This window comes from Rikenella microfusus DSM 15922 (assembly GCF_000427365.1).
GTDB classification, from domain to species: domain Bacteria; phylum Bacteroidota; class Bacteroidia; order Bacteroidales; family Rikenellaceae; genus Rikenella; species Rikenella microfusus.
The window spans coordinates 2,340,302-2,364,338 of the sequence record NZ_KE386488.1 but is presented as its reverse complement, the minus strand read 5'-3'; the positions used below and the strand labels follow the sequence as shown (position 1 = coordinate 2,364,338).

Annotated in this window: 15 protein-coding genes and 1 tRNA gene; 11 read left to right on the top strand and 5 right to left on the bottom strand. The window is 58.2% G+C overall.

What is annotated here, in order from left to right; translation table 11 throughout:
• Positions 1 to 42 precede the first annotated feature (42 nt).
• Entirely contained in the window at positions 43 to 945 is a 903-nt protein-coding gene (locus RIKMI_RS0110885; protein WP_027291627.1) for a helix-turn-helix domain-containing protein, read from the bottom strand.
• 980 nt (positions 946 to 1,925) lie between these two features.
• Here RIKMI_RS0110885 and RIKMI_RS0110875 point away from each other — a divergent pair.
• From RIKMI_RS0110875 to RIKMI_RS13990, 7 genes are all read left to right on the top strand, one after another.
• Positions 1,926 to 2,465 (top strand): flavodoxin family protein, encoded by a 540-nt coding sequence (locus RIKMI_RS0110875; protein ID WP_027291626.1) that lies wholly within the window; start codon positions 1,926 to 1,928, stop codon positions 2,463 to 2,465.
• Positions 2,466 to 2,481: 16 nt separating this feature from the next.
• Positions 2,482 to 3,480 (top strand): aldo/keto reductase, encoded by a 999-nt coding sequence (locus tag RIKMI_RS0110870; RefSeq protein ID WP_027291625.1) that lies wholly within the window; start codon positions 2,482 to 2,484, stop codon positions 3,478 to 3,480.
• Between the two features lie 219 nt (positions 3,481 to 3,699).
• On the top strand, positions 3,700 to 4,542 hold the full coding sequence (locus tag RIKMI_RS0110865; RefSeq protein ID WP_027291624.1) for an aldo/keto reductase: 843 nt from the start codon (positions 3,700 to 3,702) through the stop codon (positions 4,540 to 4,542).
• A gap of 646 nt (positions 4,543 to 5,188) precedes the next feature.
• Positions 5,189 to 6,349 carry a metallophosphoesterase gene (locus RIKMI_RS0110860; RefSeq protein WP_027291623.1) on the top strand — a complete coding sequence of 387 codons (1,161 nt, stop codon included), beginning with the start codon at positions 5,189 to 5,191 and terminating at the stop codon, positions 6,347 to 6,349.
• Positions 6,350 to 6,385: 36 nt separating this feature from the next.
• A complete protein-coding gene (locus RIKMI_RS0110855) occupies positions 6,386 to 7,222 on the top strand; it encodes an AraC family transcriptional regulator (RefSeq protein WP_027291622.1) in 837 nt (278 codons plus the stop codon).
• A gap of 143 nt (positions 7,223 to 7,365) precedes the next feature.
• Entirely contained in the window at positions 7,366 to 10,245 is a 2,880-nt protein-coding gene (locus RIKMI_RS0110850) for a glycoside hydrolase family 2 (protein WP_037291901.1), read from the top strand.
• A gap of 3 nt (positions 10,246 to 10,248) precedes the next feature.
• On the top strand, positions 10,249 to 12,558 hold the full coding sequence (locus RIKMI_RS13990; RefSeq protein WP_051214513.1) for a glycosyl hydrolase family 95 catalytic domain-containing protein: 2,310 nt from the start codon (positions 10,249 to 10,251) through the stop codon (positions 12,556 to 12,558).
• A gap of 287 nt (positions 12,559 to 12,845) precedes the next feature.
• On the opposite strand, the gene RIKMI_RS0110840 is transcribed toward RIKMI_RS13990, so the two are convergent.
• The gene (locus tag RIKMI_RS0110840; protein WP_027291620.1) at positions 12,846 to 13,535 is read right to left on the bottom strand and encodes an LrgB family protein; all 690 of its coding nucleotides are present in this window, start codon (positions 13,533 to 13,535) and stop codon (positions 12,846 to 12,848) included.
• 13 nt (positions 13,536 to 13,548) lie between these two features.
• Positions 13,549 to 13,932 (bottom strand): CidA/LrgA family protein, encoded by a 384-nt coding sequence (locus tag RIKMI_RS13985; protein ID WP_037291899.1) that lies wholly within the window; start codon positions 13,930 to 13,932, stop codon positions 13,549 to 13,551.
• A gap of 160 nt (positions 13,933 to 14,092) precedes the next feature.
• On the opposite strand from RIKMI_RS13985, the gene gdhA reads away from it, so the two are divergent.
• On the top strand, positions 14,093 to 15,448 hold the full coding sequence (gene gdhA / locus RIKMI_RS0110830) for an NADP-specific glutamate dehydrogenase (RefSeq protein WP_027291619.1): 1,356 nt from the start codon (positions 14,093 to 14,095) through the stop codon (positions 15,446 to 15,448).
• Positions 15,449 to 16,470: 1,022 nt separating this feature from the next.
• Here gdhA and RIKMI_RS0110825 read toward each other — a convergent pair.
• Positions 16,471 to 18,207, bottom strand: a complete 1,737-nt coding sequence (locus tag RIKMI_RS0110825) for a thiamine pyrophosphate-dependent enzyme (protein ID WP_027291618.1) — start codon at positions 18,205 to 18,207, stop codon at positions 16,471 to 16,473.
• A 216-nt stretch (positions 18,208 to 18,423) separates the two neighbouring features.
• Here RIKMI_RS0110825 and RIKMI_RS0110820 point away from each other — a divergent pair, with 216 nt between their 5' ends.
• Both RIKMI_RS0110820 and RIKMI_RS0110815 read left to right on the top strand, forming a co-directional pair.
• Positions 18,424 to 19,083, top strand: a complete 660-nt coding sequence (locus RIKMI_RS0110820) for a hypothetical protein (protein ID WP_027291617.1) — start codon at positions 18,424 to 18,426, stop codon at positions 19,081 to 19,083.
• Between the two features lie 49 nt (positions 19,084 to 19,132).
• The gene (locus RIKMI_RS0110815; protein ID WP_147288472.1) at positions 19,133 to 20,647 is read left to right on the top strand and encodes a hypothetical protein; all 1,515 of its coding nucleotides are present in this window, start codon (positions 19,133 to 19,135) and stop codon (positions 20,645 to 20,647) included.
• A gap of 141 nt (positions 20,648 to 20,788) precedes the next feature.
• On the opposite strand, the gene RIKMI_RS0110810 is transcribed toward RIKMI_RS0110815, so the two are convergent.
• The gene (locus RIKMI_RS0110810) at positions 20,789 to 23,299 is read right to left on the bottom strand and encodes a glycoside hydrolase family 2 TIM barrel-domain containing protein (protein ID WP_037291897.1); all 2,511 of its coding nucleotides are present in this window, start codon (positions 23,297 to 23,299) and stop codon (positions 20,789 to 20,791) included.
• Between the two features lie 180 nt (positions 23,300 to 23,479).
• On the opposite strand from RIKMI_RS0110810, the gene RIKMI_RS0110805 reads away from it, so the two are divergent.
• Positions 23,480 to 23,562: transfer RNA gene (locus RIKMI_RS0110805), tRNA-Leu, on the top strand.
• Positions 23,563 to 24,037: the final 475 nt, after the last annotated feature.

Genomic DNA, 24,037 nt, shown 5'->3' with positions numbered 1-24,037 from the left:
TCATGATCCATTACGGAACGGAAAAACGGCGGACGGCCGGTTTCAATTCGCCCGCATCCGGTATTCATTCGGGGTGTAACCCGTCACTTTCTTGAACAAACGGGTAAAATGCTGCGGATATTGGAATCCCATTTCGTAAGCCACCTGACTGATCGTCTTCTGCGGATCCATCACGCGCTCCTTGGCCATCCCGATCAGTTTGAGCTGGATGTATTCCTGGGCCGTCTTGCCCGTCTCTTTCTTGACCAGGTCGCCGAAATAGTTGGGCGACAGGCAGAGTTCGCCCGCGCAGTACCTCACGGTGGGCAATCCTTCGCGCTGCGCACGCTCGCCGGCGAAATAATCGTCGAGCAATCGCTCGAAACGGGTCAGCACGTCGCGATTGACCTCCGAACGGGTGACGAACTGCCGTTCATAGAACCGCAGACAGTAATCGAGCAGCATCTCGATATTGATCGTAATCAGCCGTTTGCTGTGGCGGTCGATGGCATGTTCCAGCTCATGGCGGATTTTGCGGAAGCATTCGATCACCATCTCGCGTTCCCGTTCGGAGAGGTGGAGCGCTTCGTTCGATTCATAAGAAAAGAAGGTGTACTCCTTGATATGCTGTCCGAGCGCGGTTCCCCGGATCAGGTCGGGGTGGAACAGCAACACCCATCCTTTGGGCTGGAACACTTCTCCGTTGTCTTCCACGCCCACCACCTGTCCGGGAGCGATGCAGACCACCGTGCCTTCCTGATAGTCGTAATAATGCCGTCCGTACCGCAGATCGCCGCACTTGACCTCTTTCAGAAAGACGGCGTAAAGGCCGAACGTATGGCGCATGTGGCGCATACGGGGCGCCTGGGACATGTCGATGACGCTCACCAGCGGATGAAGCGTCTCTACGCCGATCAGCTTGTTGTAAGCATCGACCGTAGCGATATCGAGTATTTTCTTTTCCATAACGCAGTTTTCATCGTTTCCTGCAAAAATAAACGCTTTCGGGCACCTTGCCGCATACCGTCCGCAAGAATCCGTAATCGAGGTAAAAGAACCCGTAATCCATATCCCCGCCGGGAGACTCCGTCGGACGTTTTGCGGGATAGTACGGTTCTCCGGGGGGAACGACAATCTGTAATTCGGGTAAAACAACCCGTAATCCGTCTATCGGCCCACCGGCCGCGGTCCGGTAATTTTGCCTTTGCAAACCGAACGGCACTCTTCGCAGGAAGCGGCTCCGGGCCGACAAAAAGAGACGGGTAGAAAATGTAGGGTTAATTTTATGGCCGGAGCCAGCGGAGCCGCAACAAGCACTGCGCAGTTGCAGGCCGCCGCCCGGGGTGGCTCCGGCCTGACATCGGAAGAACATTGTAATAAACTGTACGGTTAAAAAGTACTCCCGATGACTTACATTTGGTGTCGCAGTACGCGTAAAAACTGCTGGCCCGGGAATGTGCGATTTTCCGTTCCGACGGGAGGTAGGAACGGGGAATCGCATTCCCGGCGACTTTTTTGCTTACTTTTTTGGTCGCGCAAAAAAGTAAGTGCCCCGCCGGCATGAGGCGTCCAGAGAAGCCGGTGCCCTCGCGGCATGAGCGGGCGAAGAAAAACAAACGCCCGTCGGCGATAGACATTACAATTAAACCTAGGGTTAAAAATAAATTTCCGCGTAAGCGGTCAGCCCGGAGCCACCCCCGGCGAACCGACGCTGCCAGCGAGAGCCATCGGGCTCGCACGAATGGCCGAGCGGCGAGGAGGACAACGAGCGAAGCGAAGTTAACGGCTGCAACCTGCGGCCGCGCCTTCGCTGGCTCCGGCCTTAAGCCTGCAAATTAAAAGTACGGTTATTCGCCCAAAGGCGCAGGCCTGCGGAGAACGGGAACGCATCAACAGATTCCGTATCGCTTTCGGACAGAAACATACTTAACACCAAAAGAACAGTTATGAGCAAAAACGTATTGATCCTTTCGTCAAGCCCCCGCCGGGGCGGCAATTCCGACCGGTTGTGCGACCGGTTCATGGCCGGAGCCGCCGAAGCCGGACACCGGGTGGACAAAGTGTTCCTGAAAGATTTCACCGTCCGTTACTGTACGGGATGCGGCGTCTGCTACAACGGAGAAAAGCCCTGCCCGCAGCGCGACGACGCCGCAGCGATACTGGAAAAAATGGTCACGGCCGACGTAATCGTCATGGCCACACCCGTCTACTTTTATACCCTCTGCGCACAGATGAAAACCCTGATCGACCGTGCCTGCGCCCGCTATCTGGAGATGAAAGACAAAGAATTCTATTTCATCGTCTCGGCAGCCGAAAAACATATTCCGGCCATGGAACGCACCATAGACGCTTTCCGGGGATTCCTCGACTGCCTCGACCATCCCGTAGAAAAAGGCGTCATATACGGCGTAGGAGCATGGCGCATGGGCGAAATCGAAGGAACGCCCGCCATGGAACAGGCCTACCGCGCCGGACTGAACGTATAAAATTCACCACAGCGACATGAAATACAAAGAATTAGGAGCAAGCGGACCGGAAGTGTCCGCCATCGGGCTCGGATGTATGGGTATGAGCCACGGCTACGGCCCTGCCGCCGACAAAAAGGAGATGACCGCCCTGATCCGCCGGGCGTACGACCTCGGCGTAACCTTTTTCGACACGGCGGAGGTGTACGGCACGCCCGCCACTCCTCATGCCAACGAAGAGCTGCTCGGCGAGGCGCTCGCCCCGATCCGCGACCGGGTAGTTATTGCCTCCAAATTCGGCATTCTGACCGACAAGGAGGGCCGCCAAATATTGAACAGCCGTCCCGAACAGATCCGCAAGTCGGTCGAAGGCTCCTTAACGCGGTTGCGTACCGACCGGATCGACCTCTATTACCAGCACCGGGTCGATCCCGACGTGCCGATCGAAGAGGTAGCGGGCGTGGTCGGCGACCTGATACGCGAGGGGAAGGTGCTGTATTGGGGACTTTCGGAGGCCGGTATCCGTACCATTCGCCGCGCTCATGCCGCCCTGCCGCTCACGGCCGTGCAGAGCGAGTATTCGATGTTCTGGCGCGAACCCGAAAACGAATTGCTGCCCGTACTCGAAGAGCTGGGTATCGGCCTCGTGCCGTTCAGTCCGCTCGGCAAAGGATTCCTGACGGGGACGGTCGGCAAAGACTCCCGTTTCGGGAAAGGGGATTTCCGTTCGATCGTGCCGCGTTTCACTCCCGAAAATATCGCCGCCAACATGGCGCTGGCCGATTTCGTCAAGGAGATAGCCGCCGACAAAGGGATTACGCCGGCGCAGGTCGCTCTTTCGTGGCTGACGGCGCAGAAGCCGTGGATCGTACCGATTCCGGGAAGCCGCAGTCTGACGCACCTGACGGACAATATCGCAGCTGCGGAGGTGGAATATACCGCGGACGAAATGCAGGGCATCGATGAACGTCTGTCGAAAATCGCTCTTTCCGGAGAGCGTTATCCTGCGGAATTGCAGGCCCGCGTGGGACGCTGACGATCTCCGCGGGACAACGGTCTTAGACAGAGGCGATTCACGAAAAACCACATATCTTTACGAAACAGAACGACAATTCATAAAGGCAATTATATATTTACACTGTATGATTTTTCGGCTCGCGCCGCTCCCCGACGGCTGAAAGCCGTCCGGCGCCAAACCGAAACCAGGTTTGTGTAAAGTCGTATACAGTCGCCTTCATAAAAATCGGAATCATCCATGGAATACGTGAAATTAAGCAACGGAATCGAAATGCCGATCCTCGGATACGGCGTATATCAAATCGCTCCGTCGGAGTGCGAACGCTGCGTGCTGGACGCCATCGGCGTCGGCTACCGTTCGATAGACACGGCGCAGGCCTATTTCAACGAAGAAAGCGTAGGTCGGGCGATCCGCCGGTGCGGCGTGCCCCGTCAGGAACTGTTCGTCACCACCAAAGTATGGATCACCAACGCCGGAGAAAAACGGGCCGCGGCCTCCATCGACGACTCCCTGCGAAAACTGCAAAGCGATTATGCCGACCTGCTGCTGATCCACCAGCCGTTCGGCGACTATTACGGCACCTGGCGCGCGATGGAAAAGGCGTACCGGGCCGGAAAAGCCAGAGCCATCGGCGTCTCTAATTTCTATCCGGACCGTCTGACCGACCTGGCCGAATGCTGCGAAATCAAACCGATGGTAAACCAGGTCGAAACCCACGTTTTCAACCAGCAGACCGAGGCCCGCAAGACCATGGAGGCATACGGCGTCCGAATCATGTCGTGGGGGCCGTTCGCCGAAGGCCGCAACGATTTCTTCACGAACGAAACGTTGCTGGCCATCGGCGCCAAACATGGCAAATCGGTGGCCCAGACGGCTCTGCGGTTCCTGATCCAACGCGGCGTGGCGGTCATCCCGAAATCGACCCGTATCGAACGTATGAAAGAGAACTTCGACATCTTCGATTTCGTGTTGGAGGAGACGGACCTGGCTGCCATCGCCGCGCTCGACACCGGCAAAAGTCTCTTTTTGGACCATACCGACCCCGAAACGGTCAAATTTCTGCTCCGCATACACCAATAAATCGTCTTTTCGAACGTTAGTCTGCATAACCCCATAATTATATGCGCCCCGCGTTTTATTTCCGTGCCTGATCCTCGATTTTCGGTCCGCGCCCGCTCTATTCCGCGGAGATGATTCCCGGTCGGCGCGGCTCCGCCCGGACTTTTACAAGGATTCGGAAGGCGCTTTATCAGGCGCCGCCGCTGACCGGTTCGGGAAAGCATTCCCCGGTTTCAGGCAAAGCCTTATATATTTGCCCTCAATTTACATACTTTGAGATAAATGCCTGGGACATGTTTTGCGACCTTCAGGTCGCGCGGGCCGCAGCCTCCCGCAGCGGAGGCTCGGTGCCGCTCGGCACTCAAGCCGGCCTGTAAGTACCCTATTCCCCGCAGGCTGCGACCATTGGCAAATAACCGTACATTTAATTCCTAACGGTGTCGCCCGGAGCCAGCGAGGGCCAAACCGCAGGTTGCAGCCCTTCGCCGGGGGTGGCTCCGGGCTGACCGCTACGCGGATAAATAACCGTACAATTAACCTACAAATAAATGTCGCGATCGCAAATTATGCGGGCCGGACACCCTACCTACCCACGAGAGGAGCCGGGTACCCACCCGGCAGCCTAAAATCACGATAGAATTACCCCGACAAAAACGACCGAAATACGATGATCCTGTTCCTGATCTGTTTTATCCTGCTCCTGCTCTTGCCCGATCTCTATATCTGGTTCTCGTTCGTGCGCGGCACGGCACCCCTGCTCTGGAGCATCGCCTACTGGATACCGACGACGCTCGCGCTCTCCACGATGGGCCTCTGGCTGGCCGGCAGCCATCCCGACTGGATGATCCGGCTCTTTTTCGGCCTGCTGCTGTGCGTCTCCGTACCCAAACTGGTCTTCGCTGTCATCTCGCTGACCGGTCGCGGCATCGGACTGGCCGTTCCCCACGCCGCGACCGTGGGCCACGCAGCCGGAATCCTCGCAGCCGCAGTGGTCTGCGTCGCTTTCTTCTACGGCTTTACACGCGGCTGGAAACGGCTCGAAACAAAAGAGATCGAAATCGCATCGGCCGATCTCCCCGCCGCATTCGACGGTTACCGTATCGTGCAACTCTCCGACCTGCACGTAGGGACGTTCGGAAGCGACACGACCTATCTCCGGCAGCTGGTGGAACAAGTCAATGCCCTGCATCCCGATATGATCGTCTTCACGGGCGACCTGGTGAACGATTCGGCCGAAGAACTCGACCCCTATCTGGAAATCCTGCCCCGGCTTTCGGCTCCGGACGGGGTATTCTCCATTCTCGGCAACCACGACTACTGTACCTACCGGCATTACGACACGGCCGACGGCGCGGCACGGAACTTAGCAGAAGTAAAACGCCGCCAGCGTAACTTCGGCTGGGACCTGCTGCTGAACGAAAGCCGCATCGTCCGGCTCGGCGGCGACAGCATCGCCCTGATCGGCGTGGAAAACGACGGCCGCCCCCCGTTCCCCTCGCGCGGCGATTTGCCCCGAGCGATGCGCGAAGTGCCCGAAAACGCCTTCAAAATACTGTTGAGCCACGATCCGACCCACTGGCGGCGCGAAGTCCTCCCCCGGACAGACATCCAGCTCATGCTCGCCGGCCACACGCACGCCATGCAGCTGATGATCGGCGATTTCTCGCCCGCCGGCTGGAGCTATCCGGAATGGGGAGGAATCTACCGCGAAAACGGGCAGACCCTGTTCGTTTCGATCGGCGCAGGCGGGACGGTACCGTTCCGATTCGGCGCCTGGCCCGAAATCGACGTCATCACCCTGCGGCGCGGATTGCCGCAAAAACCGTAATTTAGTACCGGAAAACGAACGCAACGCATCCGGCTTATGGACATTTCACCGGCGCAGTCCGTATGGGAGCTGCTGAAAACGATCGCGGACAGCCCCGCCTACGGACGGCTGGCCGAAGTTTCGCGCATCGTTTCATTCAGCCCCTACGAGACCTACGGCCCGCACAGCCACCGCCGCATCGAAATCAATTACGTGAAAAAAGGGAACTGCATCCTGCGGTTAGACAACGAAAGCGCGAGTTTCAAACGGCACGAAACGATGATCATCGGTTCGGACACGAACCACCGGTTCGAAGCGGGGCCGGAAGGAGCCACCCTGATCCAGCTCGAATTCCAACCGGATATTTTCGCCCTGCCCGCCGCCCCTCCCGACGCGCACCCCGGCGACGGAAGCCGCCTGATCCGAATCACGAACAACGTCCGCATCATGCTCGCCGTACAGCGGATCGTCAACGAGCTGAACCAACACAAAGAACACTACCAACACCTCGTACTGCTCTATTATACCGAGCTGTTGATCCTGCTGCGCCGCTACCTGGACCGGACCTACCTTCCGCTCTGTTCCGATCCGGCCATGAAAGCGGCCCTTGCATTCATCCGCACGCATTTCGCAGACCGCATCGCCATGACGGAAGTAGCCGAAGCCGCAGGAGTCAGCGGCCGCTACCTGCGTAAGCTGTTCGACCGGTACCTGAACCTCTCCCCGCTCGAATACCTCACCCAGGTCCGGATCGACCGTGCGATCGAACTGCTCCGCAATACGGAACTGTCCGTCAAGGAGGTGTGCTTCGCCTGCGGTTTCCAGTCCCCCCAGTATTTTTCCAAAGTATTCCGACGGCAAACCGGAAGGCCGCCCAAAAGCATCGCCCGATAAGATAGTTCCGTTTCGTACACTTTTTTATCCGTTCTTCTTCCCAATCCGACCCGTATATCCCTTGCAAAAAGGCACATTGTCCGGGATTCGCTCCGTACCTTTGTCTATCGAAAAGATAAGACCGAATCCAAACCGAACGATCCATGAAAAGACTCGTATGCCTGATCGCGGCGGCCGCGGCCGCCCTGACCGCATTTTCACAAAACGGCCACCTGCCCCGACTCTCGCCCCGACCCCGCACTGTCGAAGGAGTGGCCGCCCCCGTCATGACGCTGAACGGCACCTGGACTTTCCGCACGGAAACCCTGCCCTCCGCCCCGATCGAAGTTCCCGGCGAATGGACGATGCAGGGATTCGAAGTGGGCGAAGGGGAAACCGCCGTTTATACCCGAACGTTCCGGCTACCCGACGACTGGCAAGGTAAACGGATCAAGCTCCGTTTAGACGGTGTCAGCTCGCACGCCGCCGTCCGTATCAACGACCGCCTCGTCGGCGAACATGAAGGCAGCATGGCCCCGTTCGAATTCGACATCACCGACGCCGTTGAACCGGGAACCAACACGCTGACCGTCGAAACGCAGGCCCTGACCGTCGGCGACCGGCTCAGCTGCCTGTCGCAATACGCCGCACACACGGTAGGGGGCATCCTGCGGAAAGCGACCCTCTTCGCCCTCCCGCAGACCAACATCGCCGCCACCGACCTCAACACCGCCATCGACCGCTCCGGCCGGCACGCCGTACTGGAAATCACCACCGCCCTGGAAAACGCTCCGGGACAGGAAGCGACCGTCGAATACCGGCTCAAAGACGCTGCCGGAAAGACAGTCGCCGCCACCCGCCAAAAGATAACCGGCAGCCATCCCGCCACGACCCGCCTCACGGTCAGGAACGCCGAGTTCTGGAACCCGGAATCGCCCTACCTGTACACCCTCTCCACCGAACTGAGAATCGACGGCGGCAGCGTCCAGACCAATGAACAGCGCGTCGGCCTGCGGCAGGTAGAAGTCCGGGGCAACCGGTTGCTCGTGAACGGCCGACCCGTCAAACTGCACGGCGTGAACCGCCACGAAGTGCATCCCCTGCGCGGCCGGAGCCTCACCCCGGAACTGTGCCGCCGCGATGCCGAAATATTCAAGGCCGGCAACTGCAATTACGTGCGCACGTCGCACTATCCGCCGTCGGAAGAGTTTCTCGACGCCTGCGACGAGCTGGGTCTCTTCGTGGAAAGCGAAGCGGCGCTCTGCTGGATGTCCCACGGATCGGCCCCGGTCTGGGGCAAATGGGACTACCGGGACGAACGTTTCCTGCCTTACATGCTCCGCGCCAATGTGGACAACATACTGGCCGGCCGCCGGCATCCGTCCGTCATCCTCTGGTCGCTGGGCAACGAATCCTACTGGTCTCCGTTGTGGCAGCAAGTGCTGGATTCCGTCAAAAAAATCGACGCGTCGCGCCCGTACAGCTTCCACGACCAGTGCTGGGGCGGTTACAACAACGGCGGGAACCGGGCCGACCTATGGAACTACCACTACCCGTCCATCGGTTCCGTCGCCGCCTGCGACACGATGTCGCGCCCCGTGCTGTTCGGCGAATACGCCCACCTGAGCTGCTACAACCGTACCGAACTGGTCGCCGACCCCGGCATCCGGGCCGCATTCGGCACTCCGCTGGTACAGCTCTACGATACGATGTACCGCCACCCGGGCTGTCTGGGCGGCGCGTTGTGGAGCGGTATCGACGACACCTTCCACCTGCCCGACGGGCAGATCGTCGGTTACGGCCCGTGGGGCCCCATCGACGGCTGGCGGCGCGAAAAACCGGAATATACGGCCATGAAACGGGCCTACTCGCCTTTCCGCATCGTGGAACAGAAACGCACGCCCGAAGGAATCGAACTGACCGTCGAAAATCGGTACGATTTCACCGGTTTCGACCGCGTGACCATCGAAGCGGGCGAGCCGGGCGGCACCCTCCGTCGCATATCTTCCCGCATCCCGGCACGCGGCGAAGGCCGCATCTTCATCCCTGCCGGAGAACAACAGGATATTTACCTGCGGGTAACCGGGCCGCAAGGCTACGTCTGCGCCGAAGAACTTTTCAAAGCGGAAAGCGAAGCGGCCCCGGCCTCCCGTCCGATCGAATGGACTGCCGAAGAGGCGCCCGACGCGCTGACCGTACGCGGCACCGCCGGCGACGGGCGACGCTATACGGTCGTCTTCAGCAAAATCACGGGCCTGATGACCAAAGCCGCATGCGACAGTACGTCGCTGCTGCTCCAGGGACCGGCCTTCAGCCTCGTCGCGATGGACGCCGACAACGGCGGCAAACCGAACGTGGCGAACGAAACATACCAGAACAATCTCTACCCGAAAAAGAGCTATCCGTACCTGGTACTCTTCGCCACGGCGTTCCGGCACGAACGCGACGCCGCCGGAAGCGTCCGGGTCGAGACCGAACTTTCGTATCAGGACGGTGACAAAGGCAAGATCGCCTACCGTTTCCTGCCGGACGGGAGAATAGAAACGACGTATGAAATCACCTCCGCTAAAGCTGCCGATCCGCGCCAGTACGGACTGGTGATGCAATTGCCCCGCGCGATGGAAAACCTGTCGTGGCGGCGGGATGCCGAATTTTCCGTCTATCCGGACGACGACATCGCCCGACCGGAAGGGACGGCCCGCCTGAACGCCCGCAAACAATACGAAGCGGAAGCATGGCGCGAAGTCCCGCAAGGGGCCTGGAAAGACGACGCCAACGCGATGGGGTCGGTCGATTTCCGTTCGACCCGCACGAATATCCTCTCCGCCGCGCTCGCCGACGCATCGGGACACGGCATCGTCCTGCACGGCGACGGCCGCCAGGCCCTGCGCTGCTGGCTCCAGGACGGCCGCGTCCAGATGCTCGTGGCCGACTACAACAACGGCGGTTCCGAACGTTTCTACTCCGCCCCCTTCACCGACGGCCGCATCCGGATCGAAAAGGGCGACACCCTCACCGGCAAACTGACTTTCGAACTCCGATAAGCTATGATTTTCAAAACGCTGTTCACCCTCTCGTTCGGGCTGGGCCTGGTTCTGGGCAGTTCCCTGCCCGGCCGGGCGAAATCCCTGAAAGCCGAGCCAGGCCCGCACGACCTGGTTTTCGACCGGCTGGCCCCCTCGTGGGACGAAGCGTTGCCTTTGGGCAACGCTTTCGTCGGTTCATTGATCTGGCAACGCGATTCGGTGCTGCGCATGTCGCTCGACCGGATCGACCTGTGGGATCTGCGCCCCACGGACAGCCTTTCGGGCGACCGGTTCAGTTTCGACTGGGTTTACCGGCAGTGGAAAAACGGGACTTACGATGCCGTACAGCGTAAATTCGATGCCCCGTACGACCGGCTTCCCGCCCCGTCGAAGATTCCCGGAGCCACCCTCGAATTCGACATCGGCAGACTCGGCCCGGTGCGTTCCGCCCGGCTGATCCTCTCGGGAGCGCTGGCCGAAGTGGAGTGGGAAAACGGGGCTTCGATGCAAAGTTTCGTCAGCGCAGTCGAACCCATCGGCTGGTTCGAGTTCAGCGGCGTGTCGGCCGACATGCTGCCTCGCCTGATTCCCCCCCGCTATCAATCGACCGGAGAGATTGCCGGAGCCGATCCGGTCAGCGGGCAGGATCTGCGCCGTCTGGGTTACGAACAGGGTCAGGTAGACCACCAGCGGCGTTCCGACGGCGGTACGATCACCTACCACCAGCCCGGTTACGGCGACTTCAGCTACGACGTAGCCATCGAGTACCGCGTCTCCAAAGGGCGGCTGTCCGGCGTATGGTCCGTCACCTCGTCGCTCGTGCCCGAAAAGGCACATGAACTCGCCGCGGCGGCCATTACCCGCTCCATGAACCGCGACTACAAGGAACACCGGCAATGGTGGCGGCAATACTGGGACCAATCATCGATCAGTCTGCCCGACAAGGTATTGGAACGGCAATACGATAACGAAATGTACAAATTCGGTTGCGTCACCCGCCGTCACTCGCCGATCATCCCGCTGCAAGGCGTCTGGACGGCCGACAACGGCCTGCTTCCCCCGTGGAAAGGGGACGTGCACCACGACCTGAACACCGAGCTGAGCTACTGGCCCTGTTACACGGGCAACCGCCTCGACGAAGGCTTCGGCTACCTGCAAACACTCTGGAACCAGCGCGAAACCAACCGGGAATACACCCGCCGGTATTTCGGCTGCGACGGAATCAACGTACCGGGCGTAGCGACCATAACGGGCGAACCGATGGGCGGCTGGATCCAGTACGCCATGTCGCAAACCGTATCGGCCTGGCTGGGCCACCACTTCTACCTGCACTGGAAATATTCGGCCGACCCCGATTTCCTGCGCGAAATGGGGTACCCCTACCTGAAAGAAGCGGCCACGTTCCTCGAACAGATCACCGTCCGAAACGGACAGGGCGAACGGACGCTGCGCATCAGTTCCAGCCCGGAAATTTACGACAACAGTCCGCAGGCCTGGTTCCCGACGATCACCAACTACGACCTGGCCCTGCTGAAAAGCGCTTTCAAAGAGGCCGCGGAGATGGCCGCCGCTCTGGAACTGGATGCGGAGGCCGACCATTGGAAACGGCTGGAGGACGAACTGCCCGCTTTCGACCTCGATTCCACCGGCGCCCTGACTTTCGCCCGGGGACACCCTTACGACCAATCCCACCGGCATTTTTCCAATGCCATGGCCCTTCACCCGCTTTCGTTGCTGGACGTGACGCAAGGCCCGGAACAGGCCCGTATCGTCCGGGCCACGATCGACCGGATCGACCGTTACGGCAGCGGCTGGTGGGTCGGCTATTCGTTCTGCTGGCTGGGCAACCTGAAAGCGCGGGCGCTGGACGGCGAAGGAGCGGCAGCGGCCCTGCGGGATTTCGCCGATTGTTTCTGCCTGCCCAACACGTTCCACGCCAACGGGCAGCAGAACGGCACCGGCAAGAGCAATTTCACTTATCGCCCGTTCACGCTCGAAGGCAATTTCGCTTTCGCAGCCGGCATCCAGGAGATGCTGCTCCAGAGCCACACCGGAACCGTCCGCATCTTCCCGGCCATCCCGGCCTCGTGGCACGACGTATCTTTCCGGCAGCTCCGGGCGCAGGGCGCTTTCCTAATCTCGGCCACCCGCGAACGGGGAAAAGTCACCGCAGTCAGAATCGACCCGACCCGGGGCGGCACCATCCGGCTCGCCGACCCTTTCCCGACCGACGCCGCGCCCAGGATCGCCGGAGCGGAATCGGTATCGCGGCTGGACGGCGTATGGGTCATCGCGACCCGCAAAGGCCGTCCGGTACGGATGACCCTGTAAACCTCCGCTCGTCTGATTCCCCCCAACGGCACGCGGGCCGACTGGAATATTCCAGTCGGCCCGCGTTGTATTTCAATACGCATTTAAGTAAGTATATACGACTTTACCCAAAATCGGGGAGCGATCTCCCTAAACGGCCCTGCGGTGCCGCTCGGCACAGGGGACCGGGGCTTTGCTCTGCTTAAGGAGGCGGACGCGGGCCGAAATATCCTGAAAATCAAATGTGCATTGCATATAATATAGGGTAAAGTCGTATATACTTACCCGAATTTATTTCAACTTCAACGCTACAAAATCCGTTCGATCAGCGGCACCAGCAAAGCCGTGATCAGCCCCATCAGGCCGATAGCCAGTCCGCTCACGGCCCCTTCCACGGCCCCCATCTCCATCGCTTTGGCCGTCCCCACGCCGTGCGCCGCCGAACCCAACGCCAATCCTTTGGCGATCCGGCTCGTGATTTTCAGTTTACGCAGCACGAACGGCCCCACGATGCTCCCGAAAATCCCCGTCAGGATCACCACGATGGCCGTCAGCGACCCGATACCGCCCGCACGTTCCGAAATCGACATCGCAATGGGCGTCGTGACCGATTTCGGCACCAACGACGCTTCGACGGTATGCCCCGCCCCGAACAGCCGGATAATCAGTATCACACTCACGATGCCGACCACGCTGCCCACCACGACCGACGTCACGATCGACACCGCATTGGCCCTGAGCTGTTCCACCTGCCGGTAGAGCGCATAACCCAGCGCCACCACCGACGGCCCCAGCATGAAATCGATCAGCGCCGTGGCGCTGTGGTACTGATCGTAGGAAATACCCGTCGCCAACAGAAAAACGATAATGACGGCCGCGGAAGTGATCAGCGGATGCAGCAGTCCGACCCGCGTACGCCGGAACAGCCATAAAGACAGCACATAAATACCGATGGTAAAAGTCAGCAGAAAAATTTGCGACCCGACCAATACCCCCAGCGCGTCCAGCGTATTATCGAGTTTCATGTCCGCCCTCCCGGATTTTGCGTTTGCGTTTGCGGATCTCCATCCGTTGCTGCGTCACGGCCACCGCCGCCACGATCAGCACGGTGCTCACCCCGGCGGCTACCAGAATCGCGACCAGGTTGGCCGAAATCAATCCGACGGAGGTGACCAGCCCCACAGCGGCGGGCAGGAAAAAAAGCACCATGTTGTCGATCAGCAGTTCCGACACCCGACTCACCTTTTCGGGCGAAAGCCATCCGAAAGCCAGCGCCATGAACAGCAACACCATACCCAGCACGCTGCCGGGAATGATCCCGCCGATAAGCACGCTCAGGCCGAGGCCCAACAGATAGAAAAACAGCAGCCAGAACGACTGCACCAAGAATTTCATGCCGCAAAGATACGGCAAAGCGGCATAACGGCGAACGACAAAATACGTGCGAATTTCGTCCGCAACGTTAAAAATCGTACAATTCGATTGCAGAACCCGCCGGGAATTTTATTTTTGCAACTTCCGAGACAGATTTTCAAACCGTAAACCAGCAAAACCGATGGAAAAGCAAGTACAGCAGTACATCAGCGACTTCATGTCGCGCATCGAAGCCAAAAACCCGAACGAGCCGGAATTCCACCAGGCCGTGCACGAAGTGGTCGAAAGCCTCGCTCCGTATATCATCGAAAACCCCGTACTGATGAAAATGAAAGTGCTGGAGCGCATCGCCGAACCGGAGCGTGTCATCATTTTCCGCGTGCCGTGGGTCAATGACAAAGGCGAAGTGGAAATCAACCGCGGTTTCCGCGTGCAGATGAACAGCGCCATCGGGCCTTACAAGGGGGGGCTTCGTTTCCATGCTTCGGTGAACCTCAGCATCCTCAAGTTCCTCGCTTTCGAACAGACTTTCAAAAACGCCCTGACGACACTGCCGATGGGCGGCGGCAAAGGCGGTTCCGACTTCAACCCCAAAGGAAAATCGGACAACGAAGTGATGCGCTTCTGCCAGAGCTTCGTGACCGAACTGCAACGCCATATCGGAGCCGATACGGACGTTCCGGCCGGCGATATCGGCGTGGGGGCACGCGAAATCGGATTCATGTTCGGCCAGTACAAACGGCTGCGCAATGAATTTACCGGCACCTTCACCGGTAAGGGTCTCGACTGGGGAGGCAGCCCGCTGCGTCCGGAGGCTACCGGTTACGGCGTAAGCTATTTCGCCCAGGAGATGCTCGCCACCCGCGGCGACACACCGGCAGGGAAGGTCGTGGCGATCTCCGGTTCCGGCAATGTGGCGCAATACGCCATCCAAAAAATGACCCAGCTGGGAGCCAAAGTGGTCACCGCCTCGGATTCGTCGGGCTATATCTACGATCCGGACGGAATCGACGCCGAAAAACTGGACTATATCTTCGAACTGAAAAACATCTACCGCGGGCGCATCAGCGAATACGCCGAACGCTACCCGACGGCGAAATACTATCCAGGGGAACGGCCGTGGGGCGTGAAATGCGACATCGCCATGCCGTGCGCCACCCAGAACGAGCTGAACGGCGAAGACGCCGCGAAACTGATCGCGAACGGCTGTATCTGCGTAGCCGAAGGGGCCAACATGCCTTCGACCCCGGAAGCGGTGCACGCTTTCCAGCAGCACAAGCTCCTTTACGCGCCGGGCAAGGCTTCGAACGCGGGCGGGGTGGCCACTTCGGGGCTGGAGATGACCCAAAACTCCGAACGGCTGAAATGGAGTCCCGAAGAGGTGGACGAGAAACTGCACTCGATCATGCGGAACATCCATTCGGTTTGCGTCGAGTACGGTACCGAACCGGACGGTTACGTGAACTACGTGAAAGGCGCCAACATCGCCGGTTTCCGGAAAGTGGCCAACGCCATGCTGGCGCAGGGTATCGTATAGCGTTTCCTTATTTTCCCTGCTGCATACGTCGCATCCGGCAGGTCATTTTTCCGTAATTCCCGCTCCTTTCCGGCGTCGGAGAGCTTTCAGCTGTCGGAAAGGCGATACGGATTACCTTTTCAGGGCCGGATTCCGCATAATGCGGAATCCGGCCCTATCGTTTTTCATGCCTTTCGTGCGATACGCTCTCTTTTCCGGAAACGGCCTGCGCTTTTCAGGACGCGTACTCATCCGCTTTTATCCCGAAACGCAAATACATACCCGAAGGCGATCCACGCAGGCACAGACAATCGCAAGGTATCTCCGCAAGGGGCGATGCCGTTGGGCATCCAACCGGGAATGTGCGATTTTCCGATCCGACAGGAGTCGGGAGCGGGGAATCGCATTCCCGGCGACTTTTTTGCTTACTTTTTTGGTCGCGCAACCGACGCAGCAGCCGAGAGCCATCGGGCTTGCACGAATGGCCGAGGCACCAGGAGGAAACCGTAGGTAAAAAAGTAAGTGCCCCGCCGACATGAGGCGTCCGGAGAAGCCGGTGCCCCGCGGCATGAGCGGGCGAAGGAAAAACAAATGCCCGGCGGCAACAGACAGTACATTTAAACCGTACTTATAATTTACAGGTTAAAGCCCGGAGCCAGCGAGGGCCAAACGAGCTTTGCGAGTTGCAGCCCTTCGCCGGGGGTGGCTCCGGGCTGACATCAGGAGAACATTGTAATAAACTGTATGATTAAAAACAAGTTTCCGCGCCAGCGGGCGGGCCGGACGCCTCCCCTCGGGAGGCCCGGTGCCGCTCGGCACTCGAGCCGGGCTGTAACTACCCGAACCCTCCCGGGCGTCCGATTTTTGTAACTAACCGTACGGTTTCTGTTCAGTTTTTCCAATACCAGCCCGAAACCCGTGAAAAGCAGCAACCCGGGTCGGTCACCTTCCCGGCCAACGCCCCATAACAGCCATTAGCCTGCATATCATCCAGCAAACCAATACCCTTTCGCGCGGTTTTCCACCCGAACCCCGCAAAAGCGTCAGAGGATTCCCCAGATATGCTTGATATTGCTCTTGGCCGTTTCCCACACCTCGTCGCCCCGACCTGCCAGAATCAGCTTGGCCATCGAAGTGGCAAAACCTTTCATCTGGTCGAACTCGATCTTCGGCGGCATCGCCAGCGCGTTAGGATCCGTACAAACCCGTACCAACACCGGCCCGTCCGCCGCCAATGCCTCCGACAGCACCCCTTCAACCCCCGCCGGGTCGCTCACCGAATACCCCTTGATCCCCATCGCCTCGGCCACCGCCGCAAAATCCGGATTGTACATGCCCGTCTGCCAGTCGGGCAGCCCGGCCACCTCCATCTCCAGCTTCACCATCCCCAAGGCCCGGTTGTCGAATACGATCAATTTGACCGGCAACTTATATTGAGCGATCGTCGCCAGGTCGCCCAGCAACATCGAAATTCCCCCGTCACCGCACAAGGCCACCACCTGCTGTCCCGGACGGGCGAACGCCGCACCGATCGCCATCGGCATCGCATTGGCCATCGAACCGTGGTTGAACGACCCCAGCATCTCGCGTTTTCCCGTAGCGTTCAGGAAACGCGCCCCCCAGACGCAGCACATCCCCGTATCGACCGTAAAGATCGCATCCTCCGCCGCCAGCCTGTCGATCAGCGAGGCCACATATTCCGGAGCGATCGTACATTCTCCGCCCCGTTTTTCCGCCACCGAAGCCATGTTCTCGCGTACTTTCCGGTACACCTGCAACTGTTTCATCAGGAAATCGTCGCCCGTTTTGGGCCGAATCAACGGGAACAACGCCTCCAACGTATCCCTCACATCGCCGCCCAACGCCAGATCGACTTTGGCCCGCCGCCCGATCCGTTCGGGCCGGATGTCCACCTGCGCTATCTTACACCGGTCCGGCATAAACGATTCGTACGGGAAATCGGTACCCAACAAAATCAACAGATCGGAATCGTGCATACTGGCGAACGCCGACGGCAACCCCAACAGGCCCGTCATCCCGATTTCATACGGATTATGATGCTGGATGGCCATCTTAGCCTTGAAACTGTACCCCACCGGCGCCTTGATCGTTTCGGCCAGCTTCACTACCTGGTCGTGCGCGTCGCGGGCACCGATACCGCAATAGATCGTGATCTTTTCCGCCTCTTCGATCATCCCGGCCAGGCGTTGCAATTCGGAATCCTGCGGCCGGTACACTCCCCGGGTCGGCAATGCGAAAGAGGCCGTCGGCCCCTCTTCGGCTTTTTCCGCCGCCAAATCACCCGGCAATCCGAGCACGGCCACCTCTTTCCGCTGAATCGTATGCTGCAATGCGGACTGGAGCATCCGGGAAAACTGCACCGGAGTTACCGCCAACTGGTTATAACCGCTGCAATCGGCAAACAACTTCATCGTATCGGTCTCCTGGAAATACTGCATACCGAACTCCGAAGAGGGACAGGTCGAAGCGATGGCCAACACCGAAGCGTTGCTCCGGTTGGCATCGTACAGCCCGTTTATCAGATGCACATGTCCCGGACCGCTGCTACCCGCGCAGCACGCGATACCGTTTAGCTCCGCTTCAGCCGCGGCGGCATAGGCCCCGACCTCTTCGTGCCGTACATGGACCCATTCCACGGTGCCGCGTCTGCGTACCGCGTCGTTCACTTCATTCAGGCTGTCGCCCGTAACCGCATAAATCCGTTTGATTCCTGCTTTTTCGATCGTTTCGACCAACTGGTCGGCCACTTTTTTCCCCATAACCGATAGATAATAATTTCCGCGGTTTAATTGCAAGATTAATGCCACATCTTATCCGGCCCAGTCTCTCCGACGACCTATTCGAATAGATTCTTATAAAAACAAATCGCATTTTATTAAAATACAAACTATCGCTTGCTACGATATCATAAATTAATTATATTTATCGAACTACTAACACCCGAGGGACAGCTGTCCCCATAAAGCGACATCACTATGGGAACACGAACCAGAACGCTCGCCATTCTGCTGGCCGGGCAAGCCGCACTTTTCGGTACGTGGGCGGCACATGCGCAATCTTCTCCCGTTACCGAAACCTCCCTGAACGAAACCCTCTACCGCACGGTCTGCGAACGGGTGCAGACTCCGCTGGTCTTCTCCACGCGCGACACGCTTTTCGCCCTCTCGCTGCCGGCCGACGAACCGGCGGAAATCTACCTGCAACTGACTGTCGGGAAAAACGGCAAGGTCAAAGACAAACTCACGAAAGTCCATGCCAACCACATAGCGAACTACGTCGCTCCGGCTTTCGCCGCGGCGACCGAAGAACTTCGTATCGACCGGGAGCTGCTGGCGGGGATGCAGGGCAAGGACACTTCCCTGATTCTTACTTTCCCGATGGAGTATCAGTGTGTGTTAGATACGGTAATGAGGGTATGGCCTGAATCGGGAGAAATCGGATTCGCTCCATTTTATCGATTGGACGATCGGTATACGAATGCAGGCATTGCCCAAGGGCCACAAACCATACAACAAAGAGAACGTAATTTATTTATAGGGTCTGGAGGAAGCATAGTTGGTGCTATTTGGGATTATTGGCACTCAGACCCTTCTCGCGTTTGGTACTATCTGGCTTTTATCCACGAACCGGAATAAGGGAATTTGAATCATCCCTTCAGTTTATTAACCCTAAAACTCAAGATTTATGCAACGAGCCTTATTTACCGTCGGGTGCCGCTTTATGTGGTTATGCCTGGCCGCCGTGGCCGCTGTCGGGTGGTCGTGCACCAAAGAGGATCATTTGTATGGAGACAGCAGTCCCCAGTCTGAAGGAGCAATCGCGCAGGCACGTTCGTTCTATGAACGCACCGCCGTTCCATTGACCAAAAGTATCGGCGGACAAAGCGTAGCTGTCAGGCCCCTGCCGGGCGAAATAACCCCGCTGTGGGACAAAGCCGCGGCGACCGTTCTTGCGGACGGAACGACGGCCTGGGTGGATGTGCCCATCGAAGCGACGGTCGTTTATACCGCCGTGCGTAACGGATTCCATGCCCATGAAGCAGGAGAGAGCTGCGGTCACGACCATTCTCCGGTACAGGCCGTACAGAAACTGACGGTCCATACCGATGCCGACGGTACGCAGCGATCGCTGATAGCTACGATCGTTCCGGAGACGGATTGCACGGCGGAATTGAACGGATTTTCCTCGGCGGAGGGTTTGGACGGCTTTTCGGGTTTCGTGTCGTGGCACGACCTGACGGGAAAACTGATACGGGTAGCGGAATACGAAAACGGGGTGCGGACCCGCAGTGCGGAACCTACCGGGGAGAATGAAAAGGATATTATCGATATAGTGGACGATGCGGTGCTGTATCCGGTAGAAACGGGAATCGACAAAAATGCGATTGAAACGAAAACAGCGAATAACAAATGTAAAATTTGCAATAAAGATGTTGAATGCCGTGCAAAAAACGTAAGTTCGTTGCATTGTCCAATTTGTCGTCAGTATGATAATCCCGGTTATACATATGATCCAGATTCTCAATGCAAATGCCGGCGATGCGGTAGTTGCGGACAACGGATTCCTGCAGGACAAGAAGAGTGTTCCAAATGCGGGGAAAAAATAGACATGCCTAAATTCTGCACGATTTGCGGCATGTATTTTTGTCCGCACCTGACCGGTTCAGGAGGTCCGAATATCGTTCCTGCCCCTACTCAAACAGAACATGAGGAGATGTTCAAGGCCGCTCTGAAATCCCTGCTGACCGAAGACCAATATGAAGATACGAAAAGCGGCAGTTATGCGATAGACATCAACTACCAGAGCGAGAATTACGAGTATATGCACGGGCTATACTTTACCGGCACCGATGATGATCGAAGAAAAGCCCACACCATCATGCGGAATCATTTTATCAGTTGGGCGCAGGCATTTATTTTCCACGGTTCGTACTATTGTTTAGGTAAGGCTTTGCATCCGATCGCCGATACTTACGTATTGGTACAAACACGGGTAGGCATGCTGGGTTTCTACTCTTACCGCTCGATGTGGAATATCGTGGACGGCAGCAATGTCACTCCTTATACGTCCGATATAGAGCCGGGTAAACGGGCTTTAGCTTATGTCTGCAACGCTCTTATCGGTTTGGACGATCCTACGACCGACGCTATCGGCGCCGTGTTCGACGGCTGGCTAAAGCTGACCGGCGGCGGGTATTGAGCCGGCCCGCGCGTTTTGTCATCCGATAGCGGAAACGATCCACATCCGGCTACACGATAAAAAATCCCTGCACGGTTTCGTACCGTGCAGGGATTTTAACATGCAGCCGAAGCGATACGGCCAAACGCCGCGCGGCGTTCCCTACCTGCTCTGCAACGTAAGTTCGGCACCCCTGACCCCCGGCGCCGTCGCTTCGAACACGATCTCGCCTGGCTCTTCCCCACTCTGCACGATCGCCGTCAGCTGACCGCTGAAAAGCTGCATATGCGGCAGGTGGAACAGTTCCAGCGATGCCGGATTGCCGTTCGCCGCCGCCCGGAACGTCCCGGCCCCCTTGACCGTAAACTTCACCTCGCGCGTATCGTCCGGACAGAGATTTCCCTCTTTGTCCACCACCCGGACATTGATAAACGAAAGGTCTTTGCCCGTCGCATTCAACACCGTACGGTCCGCCGTCAGTTCGATCCGATGCGGTTTGCCCGCCGTGCGGATCTCCCGCTCGGCCACCGGCCGGCCCGTCGAGTCGTAGGCCACGACCTTCAGCGTCCCCGGTTCGTACCGCGTATCCATCCACATCAGCCGGTAACGTTTCTGGCGTTCGAACGACTTTTGCGCCTCCTCGGTGTACGAGCCTTCGATCTCCACGTCTTTCGCTTTGGCCCGGATGCCCTGGCTCATGCCGTTGATGAACAGTTCGGCCATCGGATAGCTGGTATAGACGAATACCGGAATCGTATCGCCGATCCGCTCCTCAGGCCATGTCCAGTGCGGCAAAACGTGCAGCGTCTCCTCCGACGGGTTCCAATGGCTGCGGTAGAGCCAATACCGGTCTTTCGGAATCCCCGCCAGGTCCACGATGCCGAACAGCGAACTGTGGCTCGGCCAGTTGGTATAATACGGCGTCGGTTCGCCCAGATAATCGAATCCCGTCCAGACAAATTCGCCGATCGCATACGGCAAATCCTCGTGCTGAATGAAATCGTCCTCCGGCAGGTTCGACCACCCGCAATGCTCCACGTCGTACGAAGAGGCCTGATGGTCCGGATAGGTCTTCATGGCCGCCCGCTCCACCGGAAATTTGTACACCCCGCGCGAACTGACGGTCGAGGCCGTCTCGGTGCCCAAAATGATCTGCTGCGGCAGCTTGCGGTAATTCTCCGGATACATGAACGGCCGGTAATTGAATCCCGCCACATCCATGACCGCCGCGAAATTGTTGTTTATGACCGCTCCCGGATTGTCCATCCCCTGCGTGGCCGGGCGGGTCGGGTCTTCGCGGTGCACGATGTCCTGCAACCAGCGGGCGATCTTGGCCCCGTGCTCCATACCCTGTTCCGGCACCTCGTTGCCGATGCACCACATCACCACGCTGGGATTGTTGCGGAAATGGCGGATCACGTTCACCATATCCTTTTCCGCCCAGTCGTCGAACAGGCGGTTATAACCGTTCTGGCATTTCGGCGATTTCCACTCGTCGAACGTCTCGACCATCAGCATCATCCCCATCTCGTCGCAGGCCCGCACCAGCTCCGGCGCCGGCATATTGTGCGATGTGCGGATCGCATTGGCGCCCATCTCCTTCATGATTTTTATCTGCCGACGGATAGCCGCATCGTTCACGGCAGCCCCCAGCGGCCCCAGGTCGTGGTGGAGGCAGACGCCTTTGAAAACGGTTTTCTCCCCGTTCAGATAGAAACCGTCGTCCGGCCTGACCTCGATCGTCCGGATACCGAACGGCGTGCTGTATTCATCTTTCAGTTCATCGCCGTCGTATAACTTCGACACCGCCGTATAAAGCACCGGCGCGTCCAATTTCCACAATATGGGATTATTCACCGCCATCTCCTGCGTAAAGACTCCGCCATCGTACGGTCCGAGATCGGTCACCGACCTCGACACCGTGCGGCCGGCGCTATCCAGAATCTCAGTCGCCAACCGGTAACGGCCGGAGGCATTTCCCTCCGGCAACGACGTCTGCGTCCGGATTTTCACTTTGGCGAAACGCTCGTTCACCTCCGGCGTGGTCACATAGGTGCCCCATACCGGAATATGAGCGGCCTCATTGACGATCACATGCACGTTGCGGTAAAGCCCCGCCCCCGGATACCAGCGCGACGATTCGGGCAGATTTTCCAGACGGACGGCCAGCACATTGTCCCTGCCGTCGGCGTTCAGCAGCGGCGTCACGTCGAAATGGAACGAATTATAACCGTAGGGCCACTCCCCGGCTTTCCGGCCATTGACCCAGACCTGAGCGCCGCTCATCGCCCCGTCGAACAACAGCGTAACGCGTTTTTCCGCGTCGCCTCCGAACTCCGGCACGCTGAATTCGGTACGGTACCATCCCGTCCCCACGAACGGCAGGCCGCCGGTACGGCCGGCGTGTTCGCTCGGTTCCACCTGTCCGTCCTGGACGATGGCCACATGTTGTTTGTCGTTGTTCGGATTGAACGGCCCGTAAATCGCCCAGTCGTGCGGAACGGTGACCGACTGCCACTCCCGGTCGTCGTATCCGGGACTGCTGAAGAGCGAATCGTCCGTGCGGGTGAACTTCCAGCCTTTCTCGAGCAGGAACTCGCGCCGCACCTGCGCCGAAAGCGTGCCGAAGCACAGCAGGCCCAGCATCAGAAACAAATAAGTTTTCTTTCTCATATATCGGATTTATTCGGTTTTTCTGTTGGTAAAGATAATGATTTCAAACCAAAACGGCATTCCCCGGACCTGTTCCGATTCGGCGGCAGGCAACTATGCTTCGATTTATTTTTGGGGGTTCGGGGCGGAATCGTTATCTTCGCGGTCGGAGAAGCCGTGCTTCGGCCGGCTGTACCGCAGGCCCCGGTGGTGGAATGGTAGACACGAAGGACTTAAAATCCTTTGGCCATTTGGCTGTGCGGGTTCAAGTCCCGCCCGGGGTACGACACGAGTAGATAATCAATGGATTATCTACTCGTTTTTATTTTTAATAGGGCGCAATTTAGGGCGACTTGCCTGTGTGAGAAAAAATAAACACCCCCAATCGTAAAGTTGGGGATAATATAACCAACAAAGCCGCCCAAATAAGGCGGCCTTTGCTTCTGTATTTTTCCGGTAATACTTTCGATGGCGACGGTTACAACACAACAACCGCTTTGCGTATTTGGTCAAGAACCACCGAGAGGCCGGTATCGCGGTGGGCGGTCTGCATGTTGTAGGCAGATTGCATGTTAATCCAAATATAAGCCGGAATCCCCGTCGGTTTCGCCGTCGGTTTCAGCGCTGGAGTTGTCTGCCCCTTTTAGGGCCTCCGAAAACTCATGGAATAAAAAATGGGCGGATGTTAGGAATAAAAAAGGGACGGATGTTTCGCCCCTGTGGTTCCGGATTCTCGCCGGCATTGTACTAACCTTGCAC

Excerpts from the sequence above, each read along its gene's own strand:
- RIKMI_RS0110885 (WP_027291627.1), bottom strand. The coding sequence starts at position 945 with ATGGAAAAGAAAATACTCGATATCGCTACGGTCGATGCTTACAACAAG.
- RIKMI_RS0110875 (WP_027291626.1), top strand. The coding sequence starts at position 1,926 with ATGAGCAAAAACGTATTGATCCTTTCGTCAAGCCCCCGCCGGGGCGGC.
- RIKMI_RS0110870 (WP_027291625.1), top strand. The coding sequence starts at position 2,482 with ATGAAATACAAAGAATTAGGAGCAAGCGGACCGGAAGTGTCCGCCATC.
- RIKMI_RS0110865 (WP_027291624.1), top strand. The coding sequence starts at position 3,700 with ATGGAATACGTGAAATTAAGCAACGGAATCGAAATGCCGATCCTCGGA.
- RIKMI_RS0110860 (WP_027291623.1), top strand. The coding sequence starts at position 5,189 with ATGATCCTGTTCCTGATCTGTTTTATCCTGCTCCTGCTCTTGCCCGAT.
- RIKMI_RS0110855 (WP_027291622.1), top strand. The coding sequence starts at position 6,386 with ATGGACATTTCACCGGCGCAGTCCGTATGGGAGCTGCTGAAAACGATC.
- RIKMI_RS0110850 (WP_037291901.1), top strand. The coding sequence starts at position 7,366 with ATGAAAAGACTCGTATGCCTGATCGCGGCGGCCGCGGCCGCCCTGACC.
- RIKMI_RS13990 (WP_051214513.1), top strand. The coding sequence starts at position 10,249 with ATGATTTTCAAAACGCTGTTCACCCTCTCGTTCGGGCTGGGCCTGGTT.
- RIKMI_RS13985 (WP_037291899.1), bottom strand. The coding sequence starts at position 13,932 with ATGAAATTCTTGGTGCAGTCGTTCTGGCTGCTGTTTTTCTATCTGTTG.
- gdhA (WP_027291619.1), top strand. The coding sequence starts at position 14,093 with ATGGAAAAGCAAGTACAGCAGTACATCAGCGACTTCATGTCGCGCATC.
- RIKMI_RS0110825 (WP_027291618.1), bottom strand. The coding sequence starts at position 18,207 with ATGGGGAAAAAAGTGGCCGACCAGTTGGTCGAAACGATCGAAAAAGCA.
- RIKMI_RS0110820 (WP_027291617.1), top strand. The coding sequence starts at position 18,424 with ATGGGAACACGAACCAGAACGCTCGCCATTCTGCTGGCCGGGCAAGCC.
- RIKMI_RS0110815 (WP_147288472.1), top strand. The coding sequence starts at position 19,133 with ATGCAACGAGCCTTATTTACCGTCGGGTGCCGCTTTATGTGGTTATGC.
- RIKMI_RS0110810 (WP_037291897.1), bottom strand. The coding sequence starts at position 23,299 with ATGAGAAAGAAAACTTATTTGTTTCTGATGCTGGGCCTGCTGTGCTTC.